Source organism: Bordetella genomosp. 4, assembly GCF_002261185.1.
Classification (GTDB): Bacteria; Pseudomonadota; Gammaproteobacteria; order Burkholderiales; family Burkholderiaceae_B; genus Bordetella_A.
This window is the reverse complement of record NZ_NEVQ01000012.1, coordinates 426,412-448,961: the sequence shown is the minus strand read 5'-3', so window position 1 is coordinate 448,961 and position 22,550 is coordinate 426,412. Positions and strand designations below refer to the sequence as shown.

Genomic DNA, 22,550 nt, shown 5'->3' with positions numbered 1-22,550 from the left:
GCGATATGCGGCCGCACAGGGCGTGCTGCATGTGCGGCCTTTTGCCGGGGTTCGGGCGTTCGCAGTTACGGCAGAATGTCATCTGCCGGCGGCCGGTGAAAAGCACCTCATTACTGCGCTCTGCCTCCTGCCCGGCCGCGGCACTGCGGGCCGTGCCCGATTTTCAGTAAACTGATGCATTACTCTGCTCTGCCCGCTCGCCTTTTCCGATGTCTTCTGCTCCCGAAATCCGCCCTGGTCAATCCGTCGAACTGCTCAAGGAACTGCATATCCTGACGCGCGACGGCAAGATGAACCAGGACAGCCGCCGCAAGCTCAAACAGGTCTATCATCTGTTTCAGTTCATCGAGCCCCTGCTGCAAGACGTCAAAAAAGAACGCGGCGCAGTCACTCTCGTCGATCATGGCGCGGGCAAGTCTTATCTCGGCTTTATCCTGTACGACCTGTTTTTCAAGGCGCTGCGGGATCAATCGCACGTCTACGGCATCGAGACACGTGCCGAGCTGGTCGAGTCGTCCAAGGCGCTGGCCCAGCGGCTGGGATTCGGCGGGATGTCATTCCTGAACCTGTCGGTCGCAGATTCCATTACCTCGGACCAATTGCCCGAGAAAATAGATATCGTCACGGCCCTGCACGCCTGCAATACCGCGACCGATGACGCTATTCACTTTGCATTGGCCAAACACGCCAAATACATCGTCGTCGTCCCCTGCTGCCAAGCCGAAGTCGCCGCTGCCCTGCGCAAAAACAAAGCTCGTGCGCTGGCGGATCCACTAGCCGAGATCTGGCGCCATCCGCTGCATACCCGGGAGTTTGGCAGTCAAGTGACTAATGTGCTGCGGTGTTTGCAACTCGAGGCGCATGGGTATCAAGTCAGCGTCACCGAGCTCGTCGGATGGGAACATTCGATGAAGAATGAACTGATCATCGCACAATACAAAAACCTGCCTCGTCGCAAGCCTGCAGAGAGACTGCATGAGATTCTGGATCGCATTGGGTTGCCGGAATTGCGGGAGAGGTTTTTTACCGAGGCGTTGGCTTGAGGATTGGTCGGCCTAAGGTAGTTGAAACTGCCATCGTCGACTGTGCGCGACATCTCGCCAATTTCGCTTTTGGCAACTAGTTGCCAGCAACGCACTAACCAATACATTATTCCCCGGCTCGCCCGCGCGGGCACGACAAGCAGGATGCGCCTGGGAGATTTCATTATCAAAGCATTCACCAATATATTCGTAATGCTTTCTCAACATACAACTTTGAATGCTGTGATACACCGCCCTGGACTGATTCTGAATCTGTTCCGTCGTTCGCCTCGCGCCATTCGGTAGAGGAATGAGCCCGTATCCTCCATCCCACGTGCCACCACATGCAACCCAATCTTGCAAACGAATATCTGCTGGCCTACCGCTGAGGGCCCAGCTGTCAATCGATTTTCCCGGGTTCGTCAACTTCTCATAAGCCTCTTTGTCGCAATAGGCTTCCGGTAGAGTTAGGCTACATATATACCCATTCTTATTGACGTAACAGCCGCCTAGCGACAATGCGACCGCTACGAGCCACGAGCACTGAAAAAGCTTCTTCATTTTTTGAATCTCAGCAAAGTACCGATAACCTGCCAAGCTTCTGGTGGCAGTATTTCGGATAAGGCAAAAGGCGTAGCAGGTACTAAAGCCAAGCCACTCCACACTTCGTAGCCAGTCTTTTCCGTTGAAGTTTGTGCACGCCTGGCATTACCTTCGCTGTCGTATAGACCACTTATTGTTCCCCCCAGGAAATCGTGCGGTCCCGCATAACCTTCGTGCACCAAATCGAGAATACTTCCGGGGCTATAGGGGATACCGCCAAGCGTCCCTTCGCCACCTTGAATTCCTCCAGTGAACCCCGACATCGTCCGACCTAGCGGGGTTTGAAGAAACTGCGCTAAGGGCATCCGTGCCTCGTGCGGATCAAACTGAACCATTCCTTTCGCGTTCAACTCAAGCTTGGGAACTCCTCTCGCATCTCGAATTGGCTGCTGATCGCTATTCTTTTGAACTACGCAACGTTCGTTCATCGAACCGCACAGAATATCAAGATCAAGACGTACCCCTGCCCCTCCGAACCCATCCCCTCGGATACCTGCGCTTTTCCCGCTCTTGTTATCCAGCGTAGTCACTCCGTCGGTAATTCCCGCAAACTTCTTCGAATCTGCGATGGTGTACTCCCTCATCCGGTCCGCCGCCTCTGACAATCCGGCGTGAAGTGCCGCTACATCGGCGGAACCGGTCAGTACACCTACGATGACATTCAGGATTCGTTCCTGCGTGTTCAGCTCGCTGATCTGTTGCTGTAGCGCTTGCTTTTCCTGCTCATCAGTCTTCTCATTGATCTGTTTACGCAGCGCTGCGCGTTTTTCGTCGGTGTAGGACCGGATGGTCTGGCTGGCTTGTTGGGTGAAGGCGGCGACGATCTCGGCTTCGGCGGAGACTTTGGCTCGCAGTTTTTCGGAGTCCCAGGTTTTGCTTAGGCCCGCGGCATCGTCGCCCGTCTCGATCTCTTGGTTCAGGCTGGCCAGGAGATGTTCGGCGGTCTTTCCGGTCAAAGCGCGCTGCTTCTCATGATCGGTTATGGTGACTGTGGCGCCGCTGATTCCGCTCTTTGTGGTGCTGCGCTCGCTGCCACTGGTTTTACTGAAGCCTGGGGCCAGCGCTGAGGTGTCGCGGCCCATGTTTTGGGCTGCCCACGTGTAGCCGGCACCACTGACCGTCGTCGCCTTTCCGCCACCGGATGTGGATTTGATTCCGCCTGCGTTATTGTCGGCATCGATAACATTTGCGTCAGTGGCTCCGTCTGTTTTGTCGTTGGCTTTTCCAGTGCTCTTGTCGGAAGATTTTTTATCGCGGCCGCTGACGCTGAATCCACCTGCGACGGCAACGCCACTGGCCTTGTAATCACTGTGGTTCTCTATGTCGCTTACGGTCAGCGTACCCGTGACGATGCGATTGACCCCCGCATGTACTGCTGCTGCCGTGCTGGCAATCGCCGCGCCTCTTAGATCCGTATTGCCTTTGACCTGAACATCAAAGCCCCCGTCGCCCGCCTGGATGCCGCTTTGCTCGCGCACGCTGGCAAAGTCGCCTTTGACCTTGTCTTGGGCATAGTTGGCGCTGCCTGCCACGCCTGCTCCTGCAATGACGCTGCCGCCTATGTTTCGATGTTTGCTTTCAAAAATACTGGTGTCCTGCAGGCTCTCGATGTTCAAATTGCCGCCGACATCGGCTAACACCTGTTTTCCGCTGGCGATGGCCCCTTGCAGATTGGTGTCGGCGCCTGATTGCAGCGTCAGCTTCTGGCCTGCTGCAACCTTGGTATTCATCATGGTGTTGTCTCGGCCATTTGCTTTGCCTTTCGCGTTGGTGCCGCTCGCTGCTACACCGATGCTGGCGCCGCTCGATCCCACGGATATGGCCACCCCGATCGATGTACTCGATCCGCTGCTCGTGTGTTTGGTATCTAAGATGTTCTCGGCCGCCTGGAGGTTTATATTTCCGTCGGCGTTGAGTTGTGTGTTGCCCCCACCAGATAATTTGGAGCCCTTCACGTTGATATCTGAAGCTGTGCCGGCGCCTTTCGCCTGGATGGTGAGGTCCTTGCCAGCAGCAACAGTGGACCCGGCAGCCGTCGAAGCAGAGCGTTCAGTCTTGCTAGACTGCTTGCTTTTTCCTACGGCGATTCCGATCTGAATGCCACCTAATTTGTCCAGGTCTTTTGCGCCGTTAACAGCTCCTTGCTTGCGCAAAGCATCCAAAGCGCTGATGGCCTCCAGTCCGGTGGCTGCCGCTGCCAGGACTTTTACGAGGGGGTTGTCCGTTTTAGCTGCAGTATCGGCCACGCGCCCAATCGTCTGCATCACATTTACCAACGGATTGTTCACGGTCACGCTCACCCCGGTCTGCTTGATTTCCAAGGACTCCCGCTTGTGATGAGTGTCTTGCGCTGCGCCGATAGTCACCTGCTGTCCGGCCAATGTGATGTTTCCCTCCGGAGCAATGATGGTGCTGGCCGTCACGTTGATGGCCTGACCCGTGCGTATCGTGGTGTTTCCCTTCAAACTGCCCAGGGTACTGGGTGTATTGCCCAGAGCTTTTTCCTGTACCGAATGCGTCTGTTTACGCTGGCCGATACTCATCCCCCCCGTCGCGCCGACACCTGATTTCTTGACCTGCTCAACACGGCTGGTATCGGATTGCCTGTGTCCGGGGTCGATATTGACATTGCGTGCCGCAGCGATATCCAGATGCTGCTGCGCGCCCACGTTCGAACCTTGCACGGTCACATCACGGCCAGCGGCAATCTCGACGTTCTTTCCTGTCAGGGTCGAGGCATGGGGCTGATTCCACTGCGCCGAAACTTTCGTGTCTTCGGTCTTGGACGACAGCAAACCTTTTTTCTTTTCGCGATACTGATCCTTTGCTGCGCCGCTGCCTACACCTGCCTGCAGCACGACGTCTCGTCCAGCGTTGACGGACAGTTGCCGTTGAGCATGAATTTCTGCAGCGCGCGCGTTGACGTCCTGCCCCGCCGCCATCGCCAGATCGCCTTTGGCGCTCGCGCCCGATCCGATCACCTTGTTCGTACTCAACTCGTGACGCTGGTGTGGGCCGCTCGAGATGGTTTCGCGATGCTGCGCGACAAACTCGTCCAGCCGGATGTCGCGGCCGGCTCGCAGACGCGCGTTGTGCTCGACAGACACTTGCGCGGCCAACATATTGATATCGTTGCCCGCCTGCATCAACAGATCGTTCGCGCTCACGCTGGAAACACCTGATAGATGCGTACCCCGCGTAGCGCCGAAATCCTCGGACGTCTCGGCCGAAATCAAATTGATATTCTGTCCCGCACGCAGCGCGACCGTGTCGCCCTGGATCCGGGCCGCGAGATTGCTCAGGTTTTCGCGTGCGGCCAGATCGATGCGCCGCGCCTGTATCTGGCCGCCAGAGTGGTTGATAATGTTCAACGCATTGACCACCGTCGCATCGCGCGCACCGATGGTGCCGCTATTGACGAGGTCGCCCTGCGCTGTCAGATGCGTGTTGCGCCCAGCCATCAATGTGCCATGTGTCTGAGTCGCGTCTGGACGCGCCGGCAGCTGCACTTTGGGCGCCAAGACCGTACGCACGGCGCCTACAGGCAGATCGAACGGATCGCTTGCCACGGTGACCTTATAGGGCGCGCGGTGTGCCTTGCGATCGCTGCTGCGTGCCTGCGTAAAGGTGGCTTGGCCCTCGCGGATAACGGTGCGCCAACCCGTGGCTCCGATGTTATGGATAGCTGGGCCATCCACGGTCAGTTTGCCGCCGGCGGCGATCTGGCTTTTATCGTTGGTGACTATCCCTTTGAGGTTAAGCCCGCCGGCCGAAAAAATGCGCCCCGGATCGCTGCGAACCGTACGAGTCTGCGTAACGATCTCATTGACTTCGTAGAATGTGAAGTGTTTGACCAGTCGGTTGAGAAAATCCCGATTGAATGCTTTGATACGCGCGTCCAGCGCCAGATGGCGTGCCTTGTAATCTTTGTATGCCGGGGTAGCCTCGTAGGCTTTGCGCTGCTGCTCCAACGACTGAGACTTACGCGAACCGGCTTGTGGGCTGGGTTTCCAGGCCGGCAACTCGCCAGCCGGCGGCTGGACGCCGAATACCGACCAGATCTTTGCGTCACGCGGATAACGAAACCGCTCGGGTGTCGGACGGCAGTTGCGGCCTATGCACTGACGGCCCGCAGGGGTGTGAGTCAACGCAATGGGACTGGACACCCCTGCTCTGCCGCGCTCATTAGGCGCATAGTCAAAAGGAGGCCCATAGCGCGTCGCGGGGTATTTGGCGGACGGCAACAGCAGTCTGCGTTCCGGATCATCATTGAGCCAGTCTGGCCGCCGGCTGCACCCGCGCGTCACCGTGTCGCATAGCCAATGGCTGGCGGCGTCATACATGTCCGTACTGCCTTCGGGCGTGAAGTACACCTTGGGCTTTGATGACACCTGCCCGGTTTCCGAGGCGAAGTTTGCGTTCTGATTGTGGATCTGATTCGCCGCAATCGTGATAGAGCCGCCGGCCTCTATCGTGGCTGAGATGTTTTGCAGTTGGTCTGCCTGCCCAGTGGCCCGTTTGGCGGTATCGATTGATCCGCCGACGCGCAGATGATCCTTGGCATAGAGAACAGAATGATGGCGATTGATCAGGGAACCCACGCCCAGGTTGAGATTGCCACGCGAAGCAATGATGGCTGAGCCCTTCGGACCCGCATCATTGACCAACGCGCCGGCGCTGATCGACACCCCATCACCGTAGATCCGGCCGCGGTTATGCAGTTGGCCGGCATTGATACGTGTCACATTCGCGTCAATCAGGCCCGCATTGGTGAGGTCCTGAGCGACGTCTATCGTGTTGTGGCGCCCTGCCAGCAGTTCGCCAGTCGCTGTGTTGTTCAGCGAATGGGCCTTGATGCGCACATCGCGGCCTGCGCTCAGACGAGCCTTGTTGACTAGAGCGCCTCCCAAATCGAGGTTCAAGTCCCGTCCGGCGGTGAAATTGCCTTGTGGCGTCAGCGAGCCGCTATACGTAAAAGCCAAGTCGGTTCCCGCGCGCCACCAACCCAGGCCGTCTAACTCCTTGGCGTGCACAGTGAGTTGCTGATCTGCGGCGACCGTCCCCTGCTTGTTTCTCACGCTGTGTGTGTCGATACGCGTATTGCGCTGCGCCGCAATCCGGCCAGAGGGATTTTTGAGATTTTCAGAAACGAGAACCAGGTCCCCGCTAGCATGAATCTCGCCCTTGGCGTTATTGACTTGGGCCACGCGGATGTCAACGGTTTTGGCCGTCACGCCTGTAGCCAAGGGTGTGGATCGAGCAGATCCCGAGGACGCGGCGGCAGGCTCAGCGGACGAGGCAGCACCGACGGAAGCGGTCGAAGCCTGCATCAACGTAGACGTCTGACTCACGTCCAGCGTGTCATCATTGCCCAAGCTGGCTGCCGACAAACGGAGCGTGTTATCAGCCAGCATCAATCCTTTACGATTATCGATCCTTTCTTTAACCGCGGCCGTGAGATTGCCGCCAGCCAAGGTACCGCCATGGTTGCTCAACTGCGTGGCTTCTAGCCGGTGATCGCCTGCAGTAGCGATCAATCCGCCTGCGTTGAGCAGATCGCCTTGTACCTGCAGTGTCATCGGCCCTGTGGCAGTGATCCTGCCGTCTTGATTGTTCAATGCCTTGGCGGATATCTTCACATTAGAGCCGTGCAATACCGCCTTGCTCGTGTCGAGTTGCCCCGGTACGTTCAGCGCCAGGGTTTTCTTTGCAGACAAGGTCGCGTTTGGCACGATACGGACATCGCCCGCGGCGTTCAGACTCAAATCGCCAGTGAGCGCCACCAGGTTTCCCCCTACGTTCACGCCCACGCCCGCCTCGGTGCCTATGAGCCGTATGCTGTTTGCGTACATACCCCCCAAGGCGGCCGTGTCCAATGCGAATCGAGGCGCCGGCCCCCCGCCTGCGAGCGCGCTGGTTTCACCGCTATCGGCATCCACGCGGGCCGCGCCTGCAGTCACCGTCAACTGATCTGCCCACACCCCCGCGTTGATGACCAAGGCACGAGCCAACAGGTCAACCTTGGGAACATGCGTGCCGTTCAATCCTTGGCCTTCGACTAGAATTTTTCCCGATGCCACCTCGAGCGAAATCTGGCCTTTGGGACCGACCTCCGGACGGCCAGTGGTCAGCGTCGCGCGGGTAGCATTCAGAAAACCGCAACCACTACAGGTAATCCCCGCGGGGTTCGCGACGATCACGTTGGCGCGATGACCAGCCACCTCGAGCATGCCCTGCAATCGGGATGGATTGGGTGCGGTCACCTGGTTCAGAATCGTGGTCGCGCGCTGATTTCCCAGCATGGGGTTGCCCGCAATCTGACCGGCAACCTGCGTCTGACTAGTACCGCCGCTGTTGTTCAGCACGGCGCCCGAGGGGCCGACATTGAAATCTGTAAATCGATTATGTGACACGCCCGCCGCCGAGGGTGGCACGATCTGAATAACGGGCACGCCATGGCTGACGCCCACAACAGGCTGCGCGCCCGCTGCACTCTTGTCTACGGTAATTGGCAAAGTCTGCGCCAGAACCGCGGTCCAGCCCGATGCGGCCAATAACCCGAAAAGATTCCGGCTAGTCTTCTTTTTCAACATGGCTTGTATTCTCTAAAACTCGAACATCAGCGCCGCTGCGAATACGACGTTTGACGTGGGAAATGTTTCGGGTTTCTTCAACGGCCAACCCAGCGATACGTCGTAACTGGTGTCGACATAGGGCACGGAGAGGCGGCCGCGCAAACCCGCGACGGCGCCAACCAGTGTGCGGCCTGACAAATACTGTGCGGACGGCCCACTCACACGACCCGCGTCGAGGCCCGCATAAAGTTGTTGGCCGAGCGTGCTTAGATTCCAGGACAGATCATTGCGCAGGCCCCATCCGTCTTCCGCAGCCAAGGTCATTTGTCCGTCAAACCCGCGCACCCTGTAACGATCGCCTATCGTGAAATAATCCGCGGGCACGATGTGCGTCTTGGCATGTTGAAGTTGCCAATTGAATTGATATGCCATCTGCTGCTGAGCAAGCGTAAAGGGCAGATAAGTACCCGCGTTAGCGGCCAGAATCGTCGTACGTCCATTCCAGCCAGCGTCGCCATAGACATATCCCGGGTGTTTGGAATACCGCGGCACTGTGCCTCGCACGCCTGCTCCTAGGTCCACCACCGTGCGGCCCACATAATGGCGATGCTGATAACCCAACTCATAGCCCATGATGTCGCGGCGCTGCACCTCGATATCGATGCTGTTGATCATCCCGCCTACACGCTTGCGCAGCACCTTGGCCACGACAGTGCTTTTACTGTGTGTGCCGCGATACGGCACTACCGACATGCCGATATCGACCTGCTGAGTCGTGCCGCCGTAGGCGATGGGCTCGTCGAACCCAGAAACAGTCTGCCGATAGCTCGAACGGCCGGCGCTCGCGAACATCGTCCAGTACCCGAATGGAATGCTGTAATGGACCGACGCCGCACGCGCATTGTTGTCGTGGTTGCGCAGGCCTGCGTTGCTGTTCCATGACACGGAAAGCTGGTCATATAGAAGCAAGGGGGAGTCCAGCGTCAATCCTGCATTGAGCCTTTTGCGTCCCATCGCCTTCAGCCCTGCGTTGTCGCCACCCACATAGGCATGCCAACGCTTGCCTGATCCGGGCTGCAAAAGAATGTCGGAAGCGCCCAGTTCCGTTCCTGGCGCTATGTCGATACGTGCATCAGATTGCCCTCTGAGACGTTGAATATTTTCCAGTGCCTGGTCCAGGTCGCGCTGATTCAGTTCGTCGCCCGGGCCGCTGGGCAATACGGTGCGCCACCAACCCGGCGCACCCTCGCTGCGCACCTCGGCGATACGGCCCGCCCCGTAACGCAACGTGAGCGTGCCTTCGGCTAATGATTGTTCAGGCATCCGCACCCATGCCGTGATCAAACCCGAGTCGACCAAGCGCGCAGTCAGCTGCGCTTGCAAGATGTTCAACCCATGCAAGCCCACGCATTTCCCAATGAAGGATCGAGCCATCGCCTGGATTTCTTTTGGAGGAGGGTCGCCCTGCCATAGGACTGCTGACAAGGAAAAACAAGGCGTCTCATGAGGCAGCACCCATGCCTGCGCATCATCCACCGCAGACCCGGTCTCGGGAAACACGTCCGGCCGCTGTTCGGCGCGGGCACGCTGCTGGCCGAGTTCGTGGGCTTGGTGCCGCAGGATTTCATCGGCTTGAGTGGCAGCGTCGACAGTCGTTGCCCATCCCGGAACGATCGTGCTAGCCAGCACGCCAGCCGTGTTCACAGCCCTCAAGAAGCAACGAAATTTCAGCTGACGCATCCACGTCAAGCAACGATGAACCATATGCATTTATCTCTGTTCTTGTTTTGAAGAAGCTATGTAACGAATATCGTAGGAATGTTCCACGAGCCCCGTATGTGCGGGCGCGCGGCAGTATCCCGACGCGATCAAACGCGCGTCTGGAGCCAAACTGTGAGGTTTACCGATCTATCCGCTAACCGGCCTGACGAAGCTTTCGCTATTTCAACGGCATACGCCGATCTCGGGCCTTTTGCAGGGCCATTTGCAAGCGCCGCCGACAGCGCAACGAAGACTCCGACGAATTGGCTCTAAACTCGATGACGGATGTTGCACCCCAGAAAATGGCGATGCGGCTGGGACCAAGATCGCGGACGAGACGCTGTACGCGGCCATCGCGGCCAATGAACGCCACATCGATGGGATAACGCATACCAAAGGTGTGAACGGCCCAACAGGGCGAAAGCCATAGCCCCGTGCGCCTTCCTAGCGGCCGCACTCGACCTAACAGTCCTCGCAACCGCGCCCACATGCTTCGCGCCCTCACCAACCTGATACGATGATTCGTCTGACAACGGGCAGTCATTGTGCGACCTGCCACATCTGTATCACGATCGGAAACGCCAGCACGATAAAGGTGCAGGGAAAAATACAAGCGATCAATGGTAGAAGCATTTTCACGGGTGCCTCCATCGCCAATTTCTCAGCGCGCTGAAAGCGATCCGCTCGACATTGCGAGGCGTGCTCGCGCAACAAGAGCCCGATGCTCATTCCTAGCCCGTCTGCTTGTATCAATGCGGCAATCCAACGATGAACGTTGGCGCAATTGCAGCGATCAGCCAGTGTCCGCAGCGCTGCTGCACGAGGCACGCCGGCACGCATATCTGACAGGGCGTGACCAAGCTCCTGGCGCAAGTATCCCCGGGGGCCATGCCGCTCTGCCTGCTGCAATGCGCTGTACAACCCCAATCCCGATTCCACACATAAGGTCATCATGTCCAGTACAAACGGCAAATCCTGATCGATGCTTCTGCGCCGTCGGCGAATACGTGAAAGCAATCTGGCGATCGACCACGAGACCGCGATGAGCGCTCCTATGAGCGCGCCCCATATCAGAGCGCCACTCGTGTCGATCACCATTGCCGCACCTGTCCCTGCCAGCGTTCCCGATATCGCCGCAATCAGTATCCAGGCGACCAAGTGGGTAGGTGTCGCTACGATAGGTAAACCGATCTGCCGCGACCAACGAACCAGATAATCGCGTTGGCGCCGAGACAGCAATCCCTCGCATATGCCGGATATCCCCGATAACCAAGGCCAGCGCAACCGCCATGACTCGGGCGCACGCTGCGCAACGGACAAAGCGGAGGACAGCAGCACAGGCCGCGCTACCATCCAGGCGAAAAGCATTCCGCCCAGGCCAGCAAACACCACAGCAATTACCATAAACATAGCGGCGTATCACATATCAATATTGACGATGCGCCGGATCAGCAACATGCCGCCGGCCTCCAGCATGCACAGCACGGCAAGCACGGCCCAGCCTGTCGGGGTTTGCCACAACATTGCCATGGCGTCGGCTTCCAAGTAGCTCAAGACGCAAAGCAACAGCAACGGCAACGCGCCTACGATCCAGGCCTGCAGCCTTCCCTGAGAGGTCAGCGTGCGTACCTTTTCCTGCCATTTCAAGCGTTCACGCAACGTGGCGGCTATTCCTTCCAAAATCTCGGCCAGGTTGCCGCCTGTGTGAGACGCGACATTCAATGACGCGACAAATAAGGCGCTAGCCTCCGATGGCATGCGGGCGTGTAGATTCGTCAGTGCCGTCTCGAACGATACGCCTAGCCGCTGCTCTCGTAGCAACAACCCGAATTCCTGGGCCAATGGGGCTTCGCTATGATCGGCGATATGGCGTAACGCAGCCGGCACCCCTACCCCCGCTCTTAGTGCAGAGGCCAATGCCAGCAAGGCCGAAGGCAGCTGCCTCTCGAACCTGGCCAATCGCCGGCCACGCAAACGACTTGCCAGAGATTGCGGCAGTCTGGTGGCTATCACTATCGCAATACCAGCCACGATCGGCGCGCCAGTCAATATGAACGCGAGCCCTCCGATCATGATAGCCAACGTCATCGTCCATACGCGCAACTGAGCAGGAGTGATGAACAAAAATAGCTCGCCCAGTTTGATGCTGGTATCGCGGGTGTAGAGCGTGTGATAGCGAATCACAGCGGGACCAAACCACGTCTGCATCTGCCAAACCAGCAGCACAGCACAGGCTGTAGACATCGTTAACGCGATCCAAACCATGAAGGGCTCCAGGAAATACATTGCATGCGTCAGAGAAGACCAGTGGCAGCGTTACTGGAAAAAGCCTTGACCAGGCCTATTCGGCATCGTCGTTCGTTCTTTAAGGCCTGCTGCAGAAAACAAAGCGATGTCAAAATCTATACCCGCAGCCTGCCACTCACCGATAAAGCTCGGCACTAGCCCACAGGCCTGAAAGCCGTGTTCTGACTGATAGCAAAATAATTCTTGCAGTTGAATCCGTCCGCTCTCGATACCTGTGATCTCGACCACCGACGTGGCAACGCGACGTCCGTCGGACAAACGTGTTTGCTGCACGATAATGTCGACACTGGCGCCAATGTGCTCGCGTACAACGCTCAAAGGAAGATCCATGCCTGCCATCAAGACCATGGTCTCCAGGCGACTCAAGGCATCGCGTGGCGAGTTGGCATGCAACGTGGTCAGCGAACCCTCATGACCGGTATTCATCGCTGTCAACATGTCGAGCGCCTCAGCACCGCGGCACTCACCCACCACGATGCGATCGGGCCGCATACGCAAGGCATTACGCACCAAGTCACGGATATCGACGCGGCCACGATTTTCCTGATTTGGCGGGCGCGCCTCCAGAGAGACCAGGTGATCGTGATTCAGCCGCAATTCTGCGGCATCCTCGATGGTGACGATCCGCTCGCCCTCGGGAATACCGTTGGACAGAATGTTCAACAGTGTTGTCTTGCCCGAGCCCGTGCCTCCCGATACGACGATGTTCTTGCGAGTCCTTACGCACAGCATCAGAAACCGTGCGACGACCGGATCTATGGCGCCGCTCTGCACCAAATCCGCTATCTGCGGCCGGCGAGTCGGAAATTTTCGTATCGTCAGACTGGCCCCTTTCAGGGCGATCGGTGGTATCACCGCGTTGACACGCGATCCGTCGGACAAGCGTGCATCCACCATCGGGGCGCTTTCGTCAATCCGGCGGCCGATTGGCGTCACGATACGCTCGATGACCCATCGGACCGACTGCTCGCTATTGAATGTTGCCCGATGAGGATACAAACGCCCCTCACGTTCGACGTAGATCTCGTCGTAGCGGTTGACCATGATTTCGCTGATCTCAGGGTCTGCGAGCAATGGTTCCAAAGGCCCCAAGCCGACGGCCTCGTCCAGCACATCACGGCACAATGCCACACGATCAATATGATCAGGGATGTCCTTGTCGTCCGCGGCCAGCTGTTCCAGCAGGGGTTGCGCCTCGTTGCGTAATAGCGCATCGCTCATGCCCGCCACATCTCGGCGCCGCAAGTTCAGCGCCTGTAGCAGTCCGGCGTGCAGTCGTCGTCGATGAGGCAAGAGATCCGCAAGTCCCACTTTCGCGTTTTCTGTCTCAATGGCCGGAACCATCGCATTGAAGGCGGTGTGGTTCGATACCTCACGCGAGATCGTCGATATCGTTTTGGGAATCAGGATCTCGGACGGCGGCGACACGCTCGAACCAGATTCGCCTTCGGTTGCGTCGTGCATGGACCGCATGCGTAGACGGCACGGTCCAATCACAATTTCGTCTTCGGGTAGTACGGGATGGTGAATCGTGATGCGACGGCCGTTGACCCATGTCCCCATGAACGAACCCATATCCTCCAACGACAGAAACGGCGAAGATCCGCACAGGGTGGCGTGGTGTTTGGCCACACGCCAATGCGAGATGCGCAATCCGCATTGTGCCGAACGGCCTATCGTCAAGGGTGTTTCGACTCGCATGATGTGTTGTTCACCGTCTTCGAATGTCATGACAATCTCGACCATGTTTATCTCCGCATTGAATCGGAATTCGCCGGGTTGGCCACAGGCGGCGCCGGCTGCCACTGAGATCCCGTTCCTCGATAAACGCTCCAGTCAGGATCGCCCGCTGCCGGTGTTCCCGTGCCCAATGTTGGAGAATCGGGGAATGCCTCGGCAAGTACCTCCCGGCCACGCCTCACACGATCGGTCAGCTCAGGATGATCCTGCGACACAATTCTCGGCGTCACGAAGATCGCCAACTCGGTTTCTTTGTGCTGTAGGCGGTGTGATGAAAACAGCGATCCCAGCACGGGAATATCCTGCAGTACAGGAAGACCGCTACGCTCGTTCGTGCGCTCGCGCGACAGGAATCCGCCTAATACCAAAGTCTGTCCCGATCTCACGTTGAACTCAGTGGCCGCACGACGCGTACGCAAGGCGGGACCGCCCGAGACACTGATAGAGGTATCGACTGAACTGGCCTCTACCTCGATGCGCGACCTGATGGCTCCCGTACGGTCGATGCGCGGCGTGATGTTTAACGACACACCATAGGGCTTGAACGCCGTATTGGTGTTGCCACGCGCATCGATCGTGGTATAGGGCACCTCGCCCCCGGCCAGGAACGATGCGGTCGCGCCACTGCGTGCCAGGAGCTGAGGTTGAGCGAGCATCACGGCCTCGCCACGCTGAGCGAGTGCTGCGATGCGCGAGGAAAGCAGCGCATTCAACCCGAAGTAGCCGCCCGCGGCGCCGCTTATCGACAATGGCGGTATCTCCATCTGGTCGCTTAGCCGTGTACTCGAACCAGGCTGCCAGACGAGACCTGTCTGTATCCCCCCTTTTGATACCGCATCCCACTGCACCCCGAACTCGCGCAAATGTGCACTGGGCAGTTCGACCACCTGAACGTCCAGCAATACCATCCGATCCCAGCCGATTTGCCCCGTGAAGTCCAGAATGCGAGGATAGCGGCGCACCAAAGCCGATACACGCTCGCGATCATCGTCGGTCAGATCCTCGCCCTCAATGACGATGTTGTCGCCCACCAGCGAACTGCGTACGCTGGGGATGTGCTGGAGCAACTTCTGCACTTCCTGTTGCATCTGCGTCCATCCCGCCGGGCGGACCTGAATCTCGTATGCCGCGCCCACACCGATCGGCGTCCAGACATGCACAGACGATGTCCCCTCTTGCCGAGCAAAGAGCACGACGTCCTTGCCCTCGACAGAAACCGCGCTGACGACCTGTCCATTACCCACTGCAACGCGTGTCACAGATTGATGATGAACGACTTTGGTTTGGCCGACCTCGAGCACGAATGTCGGAGGGTCAGCCGCCATCGCCGGCCATAGTGATCCCGGCACTGCCAACATTATCGACAAGGAAAGCAAAATGCTTTTCATCGTCCCTCCGCATATATGGCGAGCGATTTGGGCGGCGGGACATCTCGATCCGGTAAATTGGGGAACGTCTTCTCTGCCGGATCTGCATCTGATGACAGCGGCTCTGTATCAACACGATCGCCGTATAGAACCGGAATCGGCGCACGATCCGCCATGGACGGGCCAGTCAGTCCCATCAAAGCGGCCAGATCACCGGCAGCTGCGGATTCGGAAACTCTCGCATCACTGCGATGGCGCAACATGGCTGTCAGCGAACCCGAATGACGAGCTGCCACCAGTTTGATAGCGTCTCGCTCCGCGGTATCGAACGTGATAGACACAGGCGAGTCGCTAGGGCCGCCGATTGCCAACACGCGTACGCTCTGTAGTAACGGTGCGGTCAGATGCTGGCCCTGGTACATGAATGACACGTAAAGGTCTATCAGATCATCGGGCTGCAAAAGCCCCGATACGGCATTGATCTCCGCCGCAGGCAATGTCACGGCTCGGCGTCCCTGTGACACGAGGTCAGAGAGCGGCGACTCGACCTCTGCCGTGATGTGCGCCCCGAGCAAGATGTCGCCTTGCTTCAGATCGGTAGTAAGCACGCCCCCAAGCACCTGGTCCACAGCATCGGGGTCATACGAATGGCTCGGCACCCAGGGCAACGGAATGTCTCGCACTGCTAAATGGTCCGTTTGCAGTCGCGTACCTGCGGCGAGATCGATCGCAGCGACCACGCGTGCACGCACCTCCACTGTTGCTTGACGCTCCATTTCACGCTCACGGGTTTGAATGTGTTCGTGCACCGCCCAGGCAGCAAGCAGCCCGGCCGCCAATGCAGAACCGCAGACGCTTATCGTGCGCAATCGCAATGCCGCTAATGTGAGACTCAAGATTTCGCTCCATCATGATGCAGCAGGAGAATTCCCGCACCACCATCAATGGCGGTTATTGAGATATGAAGCAGACTGTGCTTTCGCCGCCATAGACTGGTATGCGGTGTGTCGGTCTCTGCTTGCCAGCGTTCTTGTTGCAGGCCTTGACGAATGGCCGACCAGACTGACTCCGCAGACGAGGTAGACGTCCATATTTGAGTGCTATTACGGCCCCTTCCCTCATCTTGTTCGAGCCGTAATCGCAGTCGGGCGTCAGCCGGCCACCATGAGAACGAGCTCATCAATTCACGATTCGGCGCGGTGTTCTTTTGTGCCGCCGATTGGCTGGGAAACTCCGTTTCTGTCAATATTGAGAGACTGCCGCGCGTATGACGCGGACCGTTAGATTCGAAGTTCACCACCCAGAATTGATTGGCAACGTGCCCCGACAGCACCACACGTTGGGGGTAGAGCCCCATGTCCGACAGCGAGGGGTAACGCTCGCCCACTGCCCGCGCGGCTTGTGCAATCGGCAGGGGAATGTCAAAAACGCGAATATCGATTGGGGTGCCAAACAAGCGCATCCGCCCACCAAGTGAGGTTTGTGTGCTGCCCGGAGGCAGCGACAATTCGCTGAGAGCGGATGTCTCTGCGGCGTGTGCAACGGCCACCACGATCATCGTCGCGACAAGCGCTGCTGGCCATCGGCGCAGGTTGCAGCGCACTTTTCCAAAGGCTTTGAATCGGTACATGGCGTCAAGGCCCCGTCAAATCGTCGCGTTTGACGGCGCTAGCTTGCTCCGGCGCCAAGTCGATCCACGCATTCAACCAGTCCATCGACCATTCTTCCCGCCCCCACGGCGCGTCTACATGCTGCATACGATGCCGTAACTCGTCAGCAATACGGGTCGAGCCCCGTGCAGCCTCGGACCACCCTATTGCCGAATGTCTAATACGTTCGGATACGGCCGCATCGTCCACACCATGCCCAGTGTCGGCCGCGATGACCGTCTGCCGATGCACAGCCGGTATCGCGATTCCCTCAGCTGCACTGAATGGCAACACCGTCACGGAATCATCAGTCGCCTGTGCGCGGCGCAACCGGGAATCGACATTAAGCCAATCGCGGGCCAGGATCTCGACTTGTGCATTTCCGATATCGTCCGCGCTGGAGACGAAGGTATGCCTATCGGTGTGGATGAACGCGGCCAGACGACTCAGCTGCGCCGTCTGCTGTCCACGCAGCGAGACGGTCCCGATAGCGAATACGGCGTGCAGAAGTCCGCCTAGCAACACCAGGGCAAGCATCGCCTCGACTGCGGCCTGCCCGTGACAAATGGAACGATGCGGCCGTGATTTCATGGCTGAGTCCTCGACACATCGCCAGGCAGGATCGGGCTCAGTCGTGCTTGCCAATAAGGACGAAATAAGCTCGCGAGTTCGTTGTTGCCATCGTTCTGTGACGGTGGCGCAAAATAGACCTGCGCTGCGCTGTTGACCGTCACGAATCCGTTTGCGCCCAGGCCATGGTGGGCATATCGGCCTAGCGGAGTCAATCGCGAATTCGTGACCCCCTGCATACCCGACCGCGCGGCAGAATGACGCAGCTGAATGGCGAAACGCAGCGGACCATATGCCGCATCGTCGTTCAGTTCGTAATAGTTGGGAAGCCCGCGACTCGCCCAATGCGTTGCGCTGAACTCGGCGTAAGCCTTCGCCATGGGATTACTGCGTCCCGAGGATAAGTCCCATGTTGTGTACTTGTGTACCCACCGCCAGAAATCCTGCTGCGCAAACCCGTGCGGCGGCCGTTGACTGGGGCGGGGGTTCTTTTTCGATTGAGGGCTATTGTCTCCCCACCCCATTGCATACTCGCGGTAGTAACAGCCAATCCAACGATTGGAGCGCAACGCGTGAAACGACAAGGTGTCCCGTGCCGACCAATGCCCGTCTATCTCTAACCGAGTATTCCCCCGACGGCGCAGCTCATGACGCTTGGCAGGGCATTGATCTTTCACGATCGAGTTATGACGACGAGTCTGATTGCGCCGTTGTAGAAAGTCATACCGTTGTGCTGCATGCTCGACCATATGGCGCAGTCGGCCCGCATCGCGCCCTGGATAAGACCGGATATATCCCGGCAGGCCATCCGACAACAGCGCGATCTGCAATGGCCCGCCCTCAGGTCTGCCGCCCTCACCGCCATACTCCGGATAGTTTGCGCGCAAAACCCGCGACATCATTTGCTGGCGAGAGTTCTTTAAGCTTTCCACGACGGAAACGGAGGACTGCTGCAATATCCGGTGCACCACATCATCGTGCTGCTGAAATGCATGCGCTAGTGCAGGCGCGATATCCTCGGTCGACCGGGCCTGCGCATAGGCTTTCCCTACAGAAGCCCCAAAGAGTCCCGTGATCAACGTGGATGGCGGGTTGCGCGAGGCTCGCTGTTGCGCTTGTGTCTGCCCGTACTGAGCCCACGAGGACAAGGTGACCAGATGCGCCATCGCAACCTGATGCGCCACGTGAGCGCGATTGATGTAGGCCAGCATATTCAGGCTTCGCGCCTGCGCCACGGCACCGCTATATGCCACGGCGTCTGCGGCATGCGTCAAACGTACGCGGGCGCTTGCCGTCTGGCTGACGTTATATAAGGCAATCCAGGCAATACTGCCCACGGAGATCAGCGCCAGTACCAGCGGCAATGCCTGGCCACGCATCACGATGCAGGTCTTCAGCGCGATCGTGTCCGTCATTTTGCGTGCCCCGTGAACGACTTCAGCGTACGCGTCTTGGTCTGTGTCGTCGATTTGCCCGCAGCCGACTGGGCTGTGCGCGACTCAGCGGTGCCATCCTCTCCCGCGATTTCGCGCACCATCGCTGCGGTTTGTGCGCGCACCACCTGTCCAAATAACTGGTAGACAGCAATGGCTGCGACCGCAACCAACGCCACTACGATGATGTACTCGGTCAATACCTACAGAATTGAGGCCATCCGATTGAGTTTATTAATGATTTTGGCTTTGACTGTCTAATTCAGTATCATGTATTTGGCGATCTAAGCCCTTGATTTTATTGATTGGCGCCGGGAGTTTTAGACAGCGATTTTTGCCCATTTCCCCTTTTTGGATATCTATGTGCAGCCACTACCAGGGCATCAAAAAGCGCGAGCAGATGGAGAAGTATTTCCGGGCTCGAGGCATCCCGTTGCCTGCCAACTGGGACATGTGGCCGACGTACACAGGCGAGTTCATCCGCCGGCCGCCGGAATGGGATTCTGGCGATGAGGCTGTGCCTGAGCGCGAGGTAGAGACTGGCCGCTGGGGATTGGTATCCGCCATGACGCGTGCGGATGGTTTGGCCAAGGCTGAGAAGCTGTCGACCTTCAATGCCAGATCTGAAACGGCTGCCAAGTCCTATACGTTCGGCAACGCATGGCGCAAGGGGCAGCACTGCATTATTCCGGCTGCCGCCATCTTTGAACCAGACTGGCGATCAGGCAAAGCCGTGGCTACTCGATTCACTAGGGCCGACGGCGCTCCGATGGGGATTGCTGGACTCTGGGACAGGAACAAAGACGCGGATGGCAACTGGCGATACAGCTACACCATGCTGACCATCAACGCCGACGCCCACCCACTATTCAAGCACTATCACCGCCCAGACAAAGAAAAGCGCATGGTCGTCATCCTGCCAGACGGCGCATATGGTGATTGGCTTACCGCGGGTCCAGGCGAAACGAGGGATTTCCTACTGCCCTACCCGGCTGATGCGCTAGTAGCTACGCCCGAGCCAAAGTAACCCCCCTCTTTTCGTAACAAACACCTCTGCCGCCCAGGCAATGCCTGGAGCGGCTTTTTTTCGTCTGTCCAAAGGATTCGCCATGGCATCACCGATCGAGTTAACCGCCGAAGCCCTTCGCGAGCAATTGAACTACGACCCGGAGACCGGGATCTTCACTTGGCGGATAGCGAAACAGAAGGTCCGGGCTGGACAGGAGTGCACTGCCACCAATAAGGGCGGCTATATCGTCATAGGAATATTCGGCAAGTACCATTCGGCGCATCGACTGGCTTGGCTATATATGACTGGAGAATGGCCACAGGGCGAGATAGACCATATCGACCGCTGCAAGACCAACAACCGGTGGCGCAATCTCCGCGATGTTAACCACTGCGGCAACATGCAGAACGTCATCCCAGGAAGGCCAAACAAGTGGGGCCATCGGGGCATTTATCAGGATCTGCGCACAAAGAAATGGGTGGCTGGGATCAGGGTCAATGGCGCCTATCGATACCTCGGCGCGTTCAGATCGCCCGAAGCGGCAGCTGCGGCATATTCAGCAGCCAAGCTAACGATGCATATCCCCAACGAACCCCAAAAACAGGGACAGTTGGAAGCCTTCTGACTGAAGGTATAGTACTGTTTAAATAAACAGTAGTTTGCTATGCCCAGATACCCCGCCCTCACCATTCGCGAACTCCAAGCGATCCAGGAAGCCAATAAAGGCAACCCGGCAGTCCGTCGTTTGCTCTGGGAGATTCACCGCCTGCACGAAGTGCTGATTAGTATGGACCTACATCTGCGCGGCCTAGATCCAGACTTGAGCTATTTCGTCGGAGTCGCCAAGAGCCATTGCGTTGTCCTGCTTGACCAAGAGCCGGCGGTGCGGTGGTGCCGTTTCAAGGACGAGGAAGCAAGAAGAAAAAGTGCGGCTCTTGGAAATATCAACGCCCACTATGGATTCGCCGCCGAAGCGTTTGTCGGCCCTAATCAGCCAATAGCGACGCCTCGCCGCAAGCGGCGTAATCGGTAGACCGGATGTAACATACGTTTACTATGATCTATTCCATCCCCGAATCTCTGCAGGACTCGCACGACGGCGAGGAGTGGGCGATAGCCACCATCCTGGGCGGGCGCGTGGTGGCGTTGCGCTACCTGGCCGACGTGGCGCCGGACCTTGAACTGATCGAACCGGCGATCAAAGAATGGCTGGCCAGCAATCCTATCGAATTGCGTGAGTTGCAAGCTCTGGGGCCGGTGAGCGTCGGAGTTGTCGGAGTGCAGGGGTTCGACCAGCGCTGGCGTTTGACGGAGTGGCGGCTTCGCGGCAAAAGTTCGTGACAGACATCAAGCAACTTTTGATGCCGGCTCGAGAAACAAGCCTTCGGCGCGCGCCGCAATCCGTTTGTGGATTACCGCGATTTCATCAGCTTCTCTCAGCACCTTAAACCCAGGTCGACGCGCCCTGCGGCGTTGCATATCCTCGGGGAGCAGAGACGTGATATCCACGTTTTGGAAGAAACTGCGATTCCCGCCGTCGGCCCAGGACTCAGAAAACATCCCATGAGCAAGGATCACATCAAACCGATCCAGTTCTACATGGTAGTAACTGAAAGCAGTTACGTTCGTTTCCTGCAAGATAGATTTACCGTTGATCAAATCCTTTGCGCGAATCAGTACACCATCAATAAATAGGTGGTGCCAGGGAGAAACGCGTAAGTCCTGGCTGGGCAAATTATCCCCTAGCGCCCCGGCCAAAATCCGTACGGGTAGGGAGGCCGCTCGCTGTTCTGGAGTGCGTAATGTGATGGCATGGTAATGGCGCCAGCCTACCCACTTAACCGTCCGCAATCCCGAACTACTCATTATTTTGTCGCCAATGGCCAGAGACTCAACGGCAACTGGACCACTATCTGTCTCAATCATCGTTCCTTTGACAAAGCAGACAGGAGTGCCAGGAAATGGATCCGTATTGTATGTCACCACCTGGCCGAGAAAATATTCATCGCCGGAATCGGTAAGCACCAAGGCGTAGGCATCCGGATTCTCGAGATCCCCGTCGTCCTGATAATGATAGATTATGCCCTCATTAACGAAACCCACTATCCTCCCAGTGACGAATTCTCCGCCGCCCACTACGTCCCAAACCCGAACGTGCTCCCCCGCTGTAAAGAATTGCTCATTTTCACTTCTGAGATAGTTGCCCGCGAGTGGGGTGTAACCGTGGCTGACGATTAGTTGCCCATCTTCCCCGAGATTTAATCGGTAGGCCTGTGAAGCGACAAATTGAATCATGATCTACCCCTGTGAGGAGGATTGATAGCAACAGTTTTCTGCTTATAACAAATTATTTGTGCTTCGCGTGGTTATTTTTGTTTCAAGCTCAATGTGCGATCGCCTGCGCCCCACCGTACTCGCCAGCGTGGGATTCGAACCCACCACCGGACAGCGTTCTATTTCTTGCCCGTGCGCCTCCACCCGCATCGCTTTGCGCCGGTCTCATTGTGCGCCAAG

At 57.7% G+C, this 22,550-nt stretch carries 18 protein-coding genes; 5 read left to right on the top strand and 13 right to left on the bottom strand.

Annotated elements, in window-relative coordinates; all coding sequences use genetic code 11:
* Window positions 1-209: 209 nt before the first annotated feature.
* A complete protein-coding gene (locus CAL20_RS10030; RefSeq protein ID WP_094837760.1) occupies window positions 210-1,043 on the top strand; it encodes a class I SAM-dependent methyltransferase in 834 nt (277 codons plus the stop codon).
* A gap of 536 nt (window positions 1,044-1,579) precedes the next feature.
* Here the strand turns inward: CAL20_RS10030 and CAL20_RS10025 are convergent.
* From CAL20_RS10025 to CAL20_RS09970, 12 genes are all read right to left on the bottom strand, one after another.
* Window positions 1,580-8,218, bottom strand: a complete 6,639-nt coding sequence (locus CAL20_RS10025) for a two-partner secretion domain-containing protein (protein WP_094837759.1) — start codon at window positions 8,216-8,218, stop codon at window positions 1,580-1,582.
* A 12-nt stretch (window positions 8,219-8,230) separates the two neighbouring features.
* Window positions 8,231-9,904, bottom strand: a complete 1,674-nt coding sequence (locus CAL20_RS10020; protein WP_256981405.1) for a ShlB/FhaC/HecB family hemolysin secretion/activation protein — start codon at window positions 9,902-9,904, stop codon at window positions 8,231-8,233.
* Window positions 9,905-10,139: 235 nt separating this feature from the next.
* Window positions 10,140-10,505, bottom strand: coding sequence for a DUF192 domain-containing protein (locus tag CAL20_RS25860; protein ID WP_094820586.1), 366 nt, complete (start codon window positions 10,503-10,505; stop codon window positions 10,140-10,142).
* Complete coding sequence (locus CAL20_RS10010) at window positions 10,502-11,371, bottom strand: type II secretion system F family protein (protein ID WP_094820585.1); 870 nt, start codon at window positions 11,369-11,371, stop codon at window positions 10,502-10,504. The genes CAL20_RS25860 and CAL20_RS10010 overlap by 4 nt, the downstream gene beginning before the upstream one ends.
* Window positions 11,372-11,380: 9 nt before the next feature.
* Window positions 11,381-12,226 (bottom strand): type II secretion system F family protein, encoded by an 846-nt coding sequence (locus CAL20_RS10005; protein ID WP_094837757.1) that lies wholly within the window; start codon window positions 12,224-12,226, stop codon window positions 11,381-11,383.
* Window positions 12,227-12,277: 51 nt separating this feature from the next.
* Window positions 12,278-14,014: an ATPase, T2SS/T4P/T4SS family gene (locus CAL20_RS10000; protein WP_094820583.1), complete on the bottom strand. Its 1,737-nt coding sequence runs from the start codon at window positions 14,012-14,014 to the stop codon at window positions 12,278-12,280.
* A gap of 2 nt (window positions 14,015-14,016) precedes the next feature.
* Window positions 14,017-15,396: a type II and III secretion system protein family protein gene (locus CAL20_RS09995; protein WP_094820582.1), complete on the bottom strand. Its 1,380-nt coding sequence runs from the start codon at window positions 15,394-15,396 to the stop codon at window positions 14,017-14,019.
* Window positions 15,393-16,271, bottom strand: a complete 879-nt coding sequence (gene cpaB, locus CAL20_RS09990) for a Flp pilus assembly protein CpaB (RefSeq protein ID WP_254923957.1) — start codon at window positions 16,269-16,271, stop codon at window positions 15,393-15,395. The genes CAL20_RS09995 and cpaB overlap by 4 nt, the downstream gene beginning before the upstream one ends.
* Complete coding sequence (locus CAL20_RS09985; protein WP_094820580.1) at window positions 16,268-17,005, bottom strand: hypothetical protein; 738 nt, start codon at window positions 17,003-17,005, stop codon at window positions 16,268-16,270. The genes cpaB and CAL20_RS09985 overlap by 4 nt, the downstream gene beginning before the upstream one ends.
* A 4-nt stretch (window positions 17,006-17,009) precedes the next feature.
* Window positions 17,010-17,615 carry a hypothetical protein gene (locus CAL20_RS09980; RefSeq protein ID WP_094820579.1) on the bottom strand — a complete coding sequence of 202 codons (606 nt, stop codon included), beginning with the start codon at window positions 17,613-17,615 and terminating at the stop codon, window positions 17,010-17,012.
* Entirely contained in the window at window positions 17,612-19,009 is a 1,398-nt protein-coding gene (locus CAL20_RS09975; RefSeq protein ID WP_094837756.1) for a Tad domain-containing protein, read from the bottom strand. Before CAL20_RS09975 ends, CAL20_RS09980 begins: the two co-directional genes overlap by 4 nt.
* Window positions 19,006-19,227: a hypothetical protein gene (locus CAL20_RS09970; protein ID WP_094837755.1), complete on the bottom strand. Its 222-nt coding sequence runs from the start codon at window positions 19,225-19,227 to the stop codon at window positions 19,006-19,008. The genes CAL20_RS09975 and CAL20_RS09970 overlap by 4 nt, the downstream gene beginning before the upstream one ends.
* 161 nt (window positions 19,228-19,388) lie before the next feature.
* Between CAL20_RS09970 and CAL20_RS09965 the strand changes: the two genes are divergently transcribed.
* The 4 genes from CAL20_RS09965 to CAL20_RS09950 all read left to right on the top strand — a co-directional run bounded on the left by CAL20_RS09965 (window position 19,389) and on the right by CAL20_RS09950 (window position 21,377).
* Complete coding sequence (locus CAL20_RS09965) at window positions 19,389-20,054, top strand: SOS response-associated peptidase (protein ID WP_094837754.1); 666 nt, start codon at window positions 19,389-19,391, stop codon at window positions 20,052-20,054.
* Window positions 20,055-20,136: 82 nt separating this feature from the next.
* A complete protein-coding gene (locus tag CAL20_RS09960) occupies window positions 20,137-20,661 on the top strand; it encodes an HNH endonuclease signature motif containing protein (RefSeq protein ID WP_179266646.1) in 525 nt (174 codons plus the stop codon).
* Between the two features lie 39 nt (window positions 20,662-20,700).
* Window positions 20,701-21,069 carry a hypothetical protein gene (locus tag CAL20_RS09955; protein ID WP_094837752.1) on the top strand — a complete coding sequence of 123 codons (369 nt, stop codon included), beginning with the start codon at window positions 20,701-20,703 and terminating at the stop codon, window positions 21,067-21,069.
* Window positions 21,070-21,092: 23 nt separating this feature from the next.
* Window positions 21,093-21,377, top strand: a complete 285-nt coding sequence (locus CAL20_RS09950) for a hypothetical protein (RefSeq protein ID WP_094837751.1) — start codon at window positions 21,093-21,095, stop codon at window positions 21,375-21,377.
* A gap of 6 nt (window positions 21,378-21,383) precedes the next feature.
* On the opposite strand, the gene CAL20_RS09945 is transcribed toward CAL20_RS09950, so the two are convergent.
* Window positions 21,384-22,331 carry a Hint domain-containing protein gene (locus tag CAL20_RS09945; protein ID WP_094837750.1) on the bottom strand — a complete coding sequence of 316 codons (948 nt, stop codon included), beginning with the start codon at window positions 22,329-22,331 and terminating at the stop codon, window positions 21,384-21,386.
* Between the last annotated feature and the right edge of the window lie 219 nt (window positions 22,332-22,550).

Excerpts from the sequence above, each read along its gene's own strand:
- CAL20_RS09995 (WP_094820582.1), bottom strand. The coding sequence starts at position 15,396 with ATGAAAAGCATTTTGCTTTCCTTGTCGATAATGTTGGCAGTGCCGGGA.
- CAL20_RS10005 (WP_094837757.1), bottom strand. The coding sequence starts at position 12,226 with ATGGTTTGGATCGCGTTAACGATGTCTACAGCCTGTGCTGTGCTGCTG.
- CAL20_RS09965 (WP_094837754.1), top strand. The coding sequence starts at position 19,389 with ATGTGCAGCCACTACCAGGGCATCAAAAAGCGCGAGCAGATGGAGAAG.
- CAL20_RS09945 (WP_094837750.1), bottom strand. The coding sequence starts at position 22,331 with ATGATTCAATTTGTCGCTTCACAGGCCTACCGATTAAATCTCGGGGAA.
- CAL20_RS10030 (WP_094837760.1), top strand. The coding sequence starts at position 210 with ATGTCTTCTGCTCCCGAAATCCGCCCTGGTCAATCCGTCGAACTGCTC.
- CAL20_RS25860 (WP_094820586.1), bottom strand. The coding sequence starts at position 10,505 with ATGACTGCCCGTTGTCAGACGAATCATCGTATCAGGTTGGTGAGGGCG.
- CAL20_RS09980 (WP_094820579.1), bottom strand. The coding sequence starts at position 17,615 with ATGAAATCACGGCCGCATCGTTCCATTTGTCACGGGCAGGCCGCAGTC.
- CAL20_RS09985 (WP_094820580.1), bottom strand. The coding sequence starts at position 17,005 with ATGTACCGATTCAAAGCCTTTGGAAAAGTGCGCTGCAACCTGCGCCGA.
- CAL20_RS09950 (WP_094837751.1), top strand. The coding sequence starts at position 21,093 with ATGATCTATTCCATCCCCGAATCTCTGCAGGACTCGCACGACGGCGAG.
- CAL20_RS10000 (WP_094820583.1), bottom strand. The coding sequence starts at position 14,014 with ATGGTCGAGATTGTCATGACATTCGAAGACGGTGAACAACACATCATG.
- CAL20_RS09955 (WP_094837752.1), top strand. The coding sequence starts at position 20,701 with ATGCCCAGATACCCCGCCCTCACCATTCGCGAACTCCAAGCGATCCAG.
- CAL20_RS09960 (WP_179266646.1), top strand. The coding sequence starts at position 20,137 with ATGGCATCACCGATCGAGTTAACCGCCGAAGCCCTTCGCGAGCAATTG.
- CAL20_RS10010 (WP_094820585.1), bottom strand. The coding sequence starts at position 11,371 with ATGTTTATGGTAATTGCTGTGGTGTTTGCTGGCCTGGGCGGAATGCTT.
- CAL20_RS10025 (WP_094837759.1), bottom strand. The coding sequence starts at position 8,218 with ATGTTGAAAAAGAAGACTAGCCGGAATCTTTTCGGGTTATTGGCCGCA.
- CAL20_RS09975 (WP_094837756.1), bottom strand. The coding sequence starts at position 19,009 with ATGACGGACACGATCGCGCTGAAGACCTGCATCGTGATGCGTGGCCAG.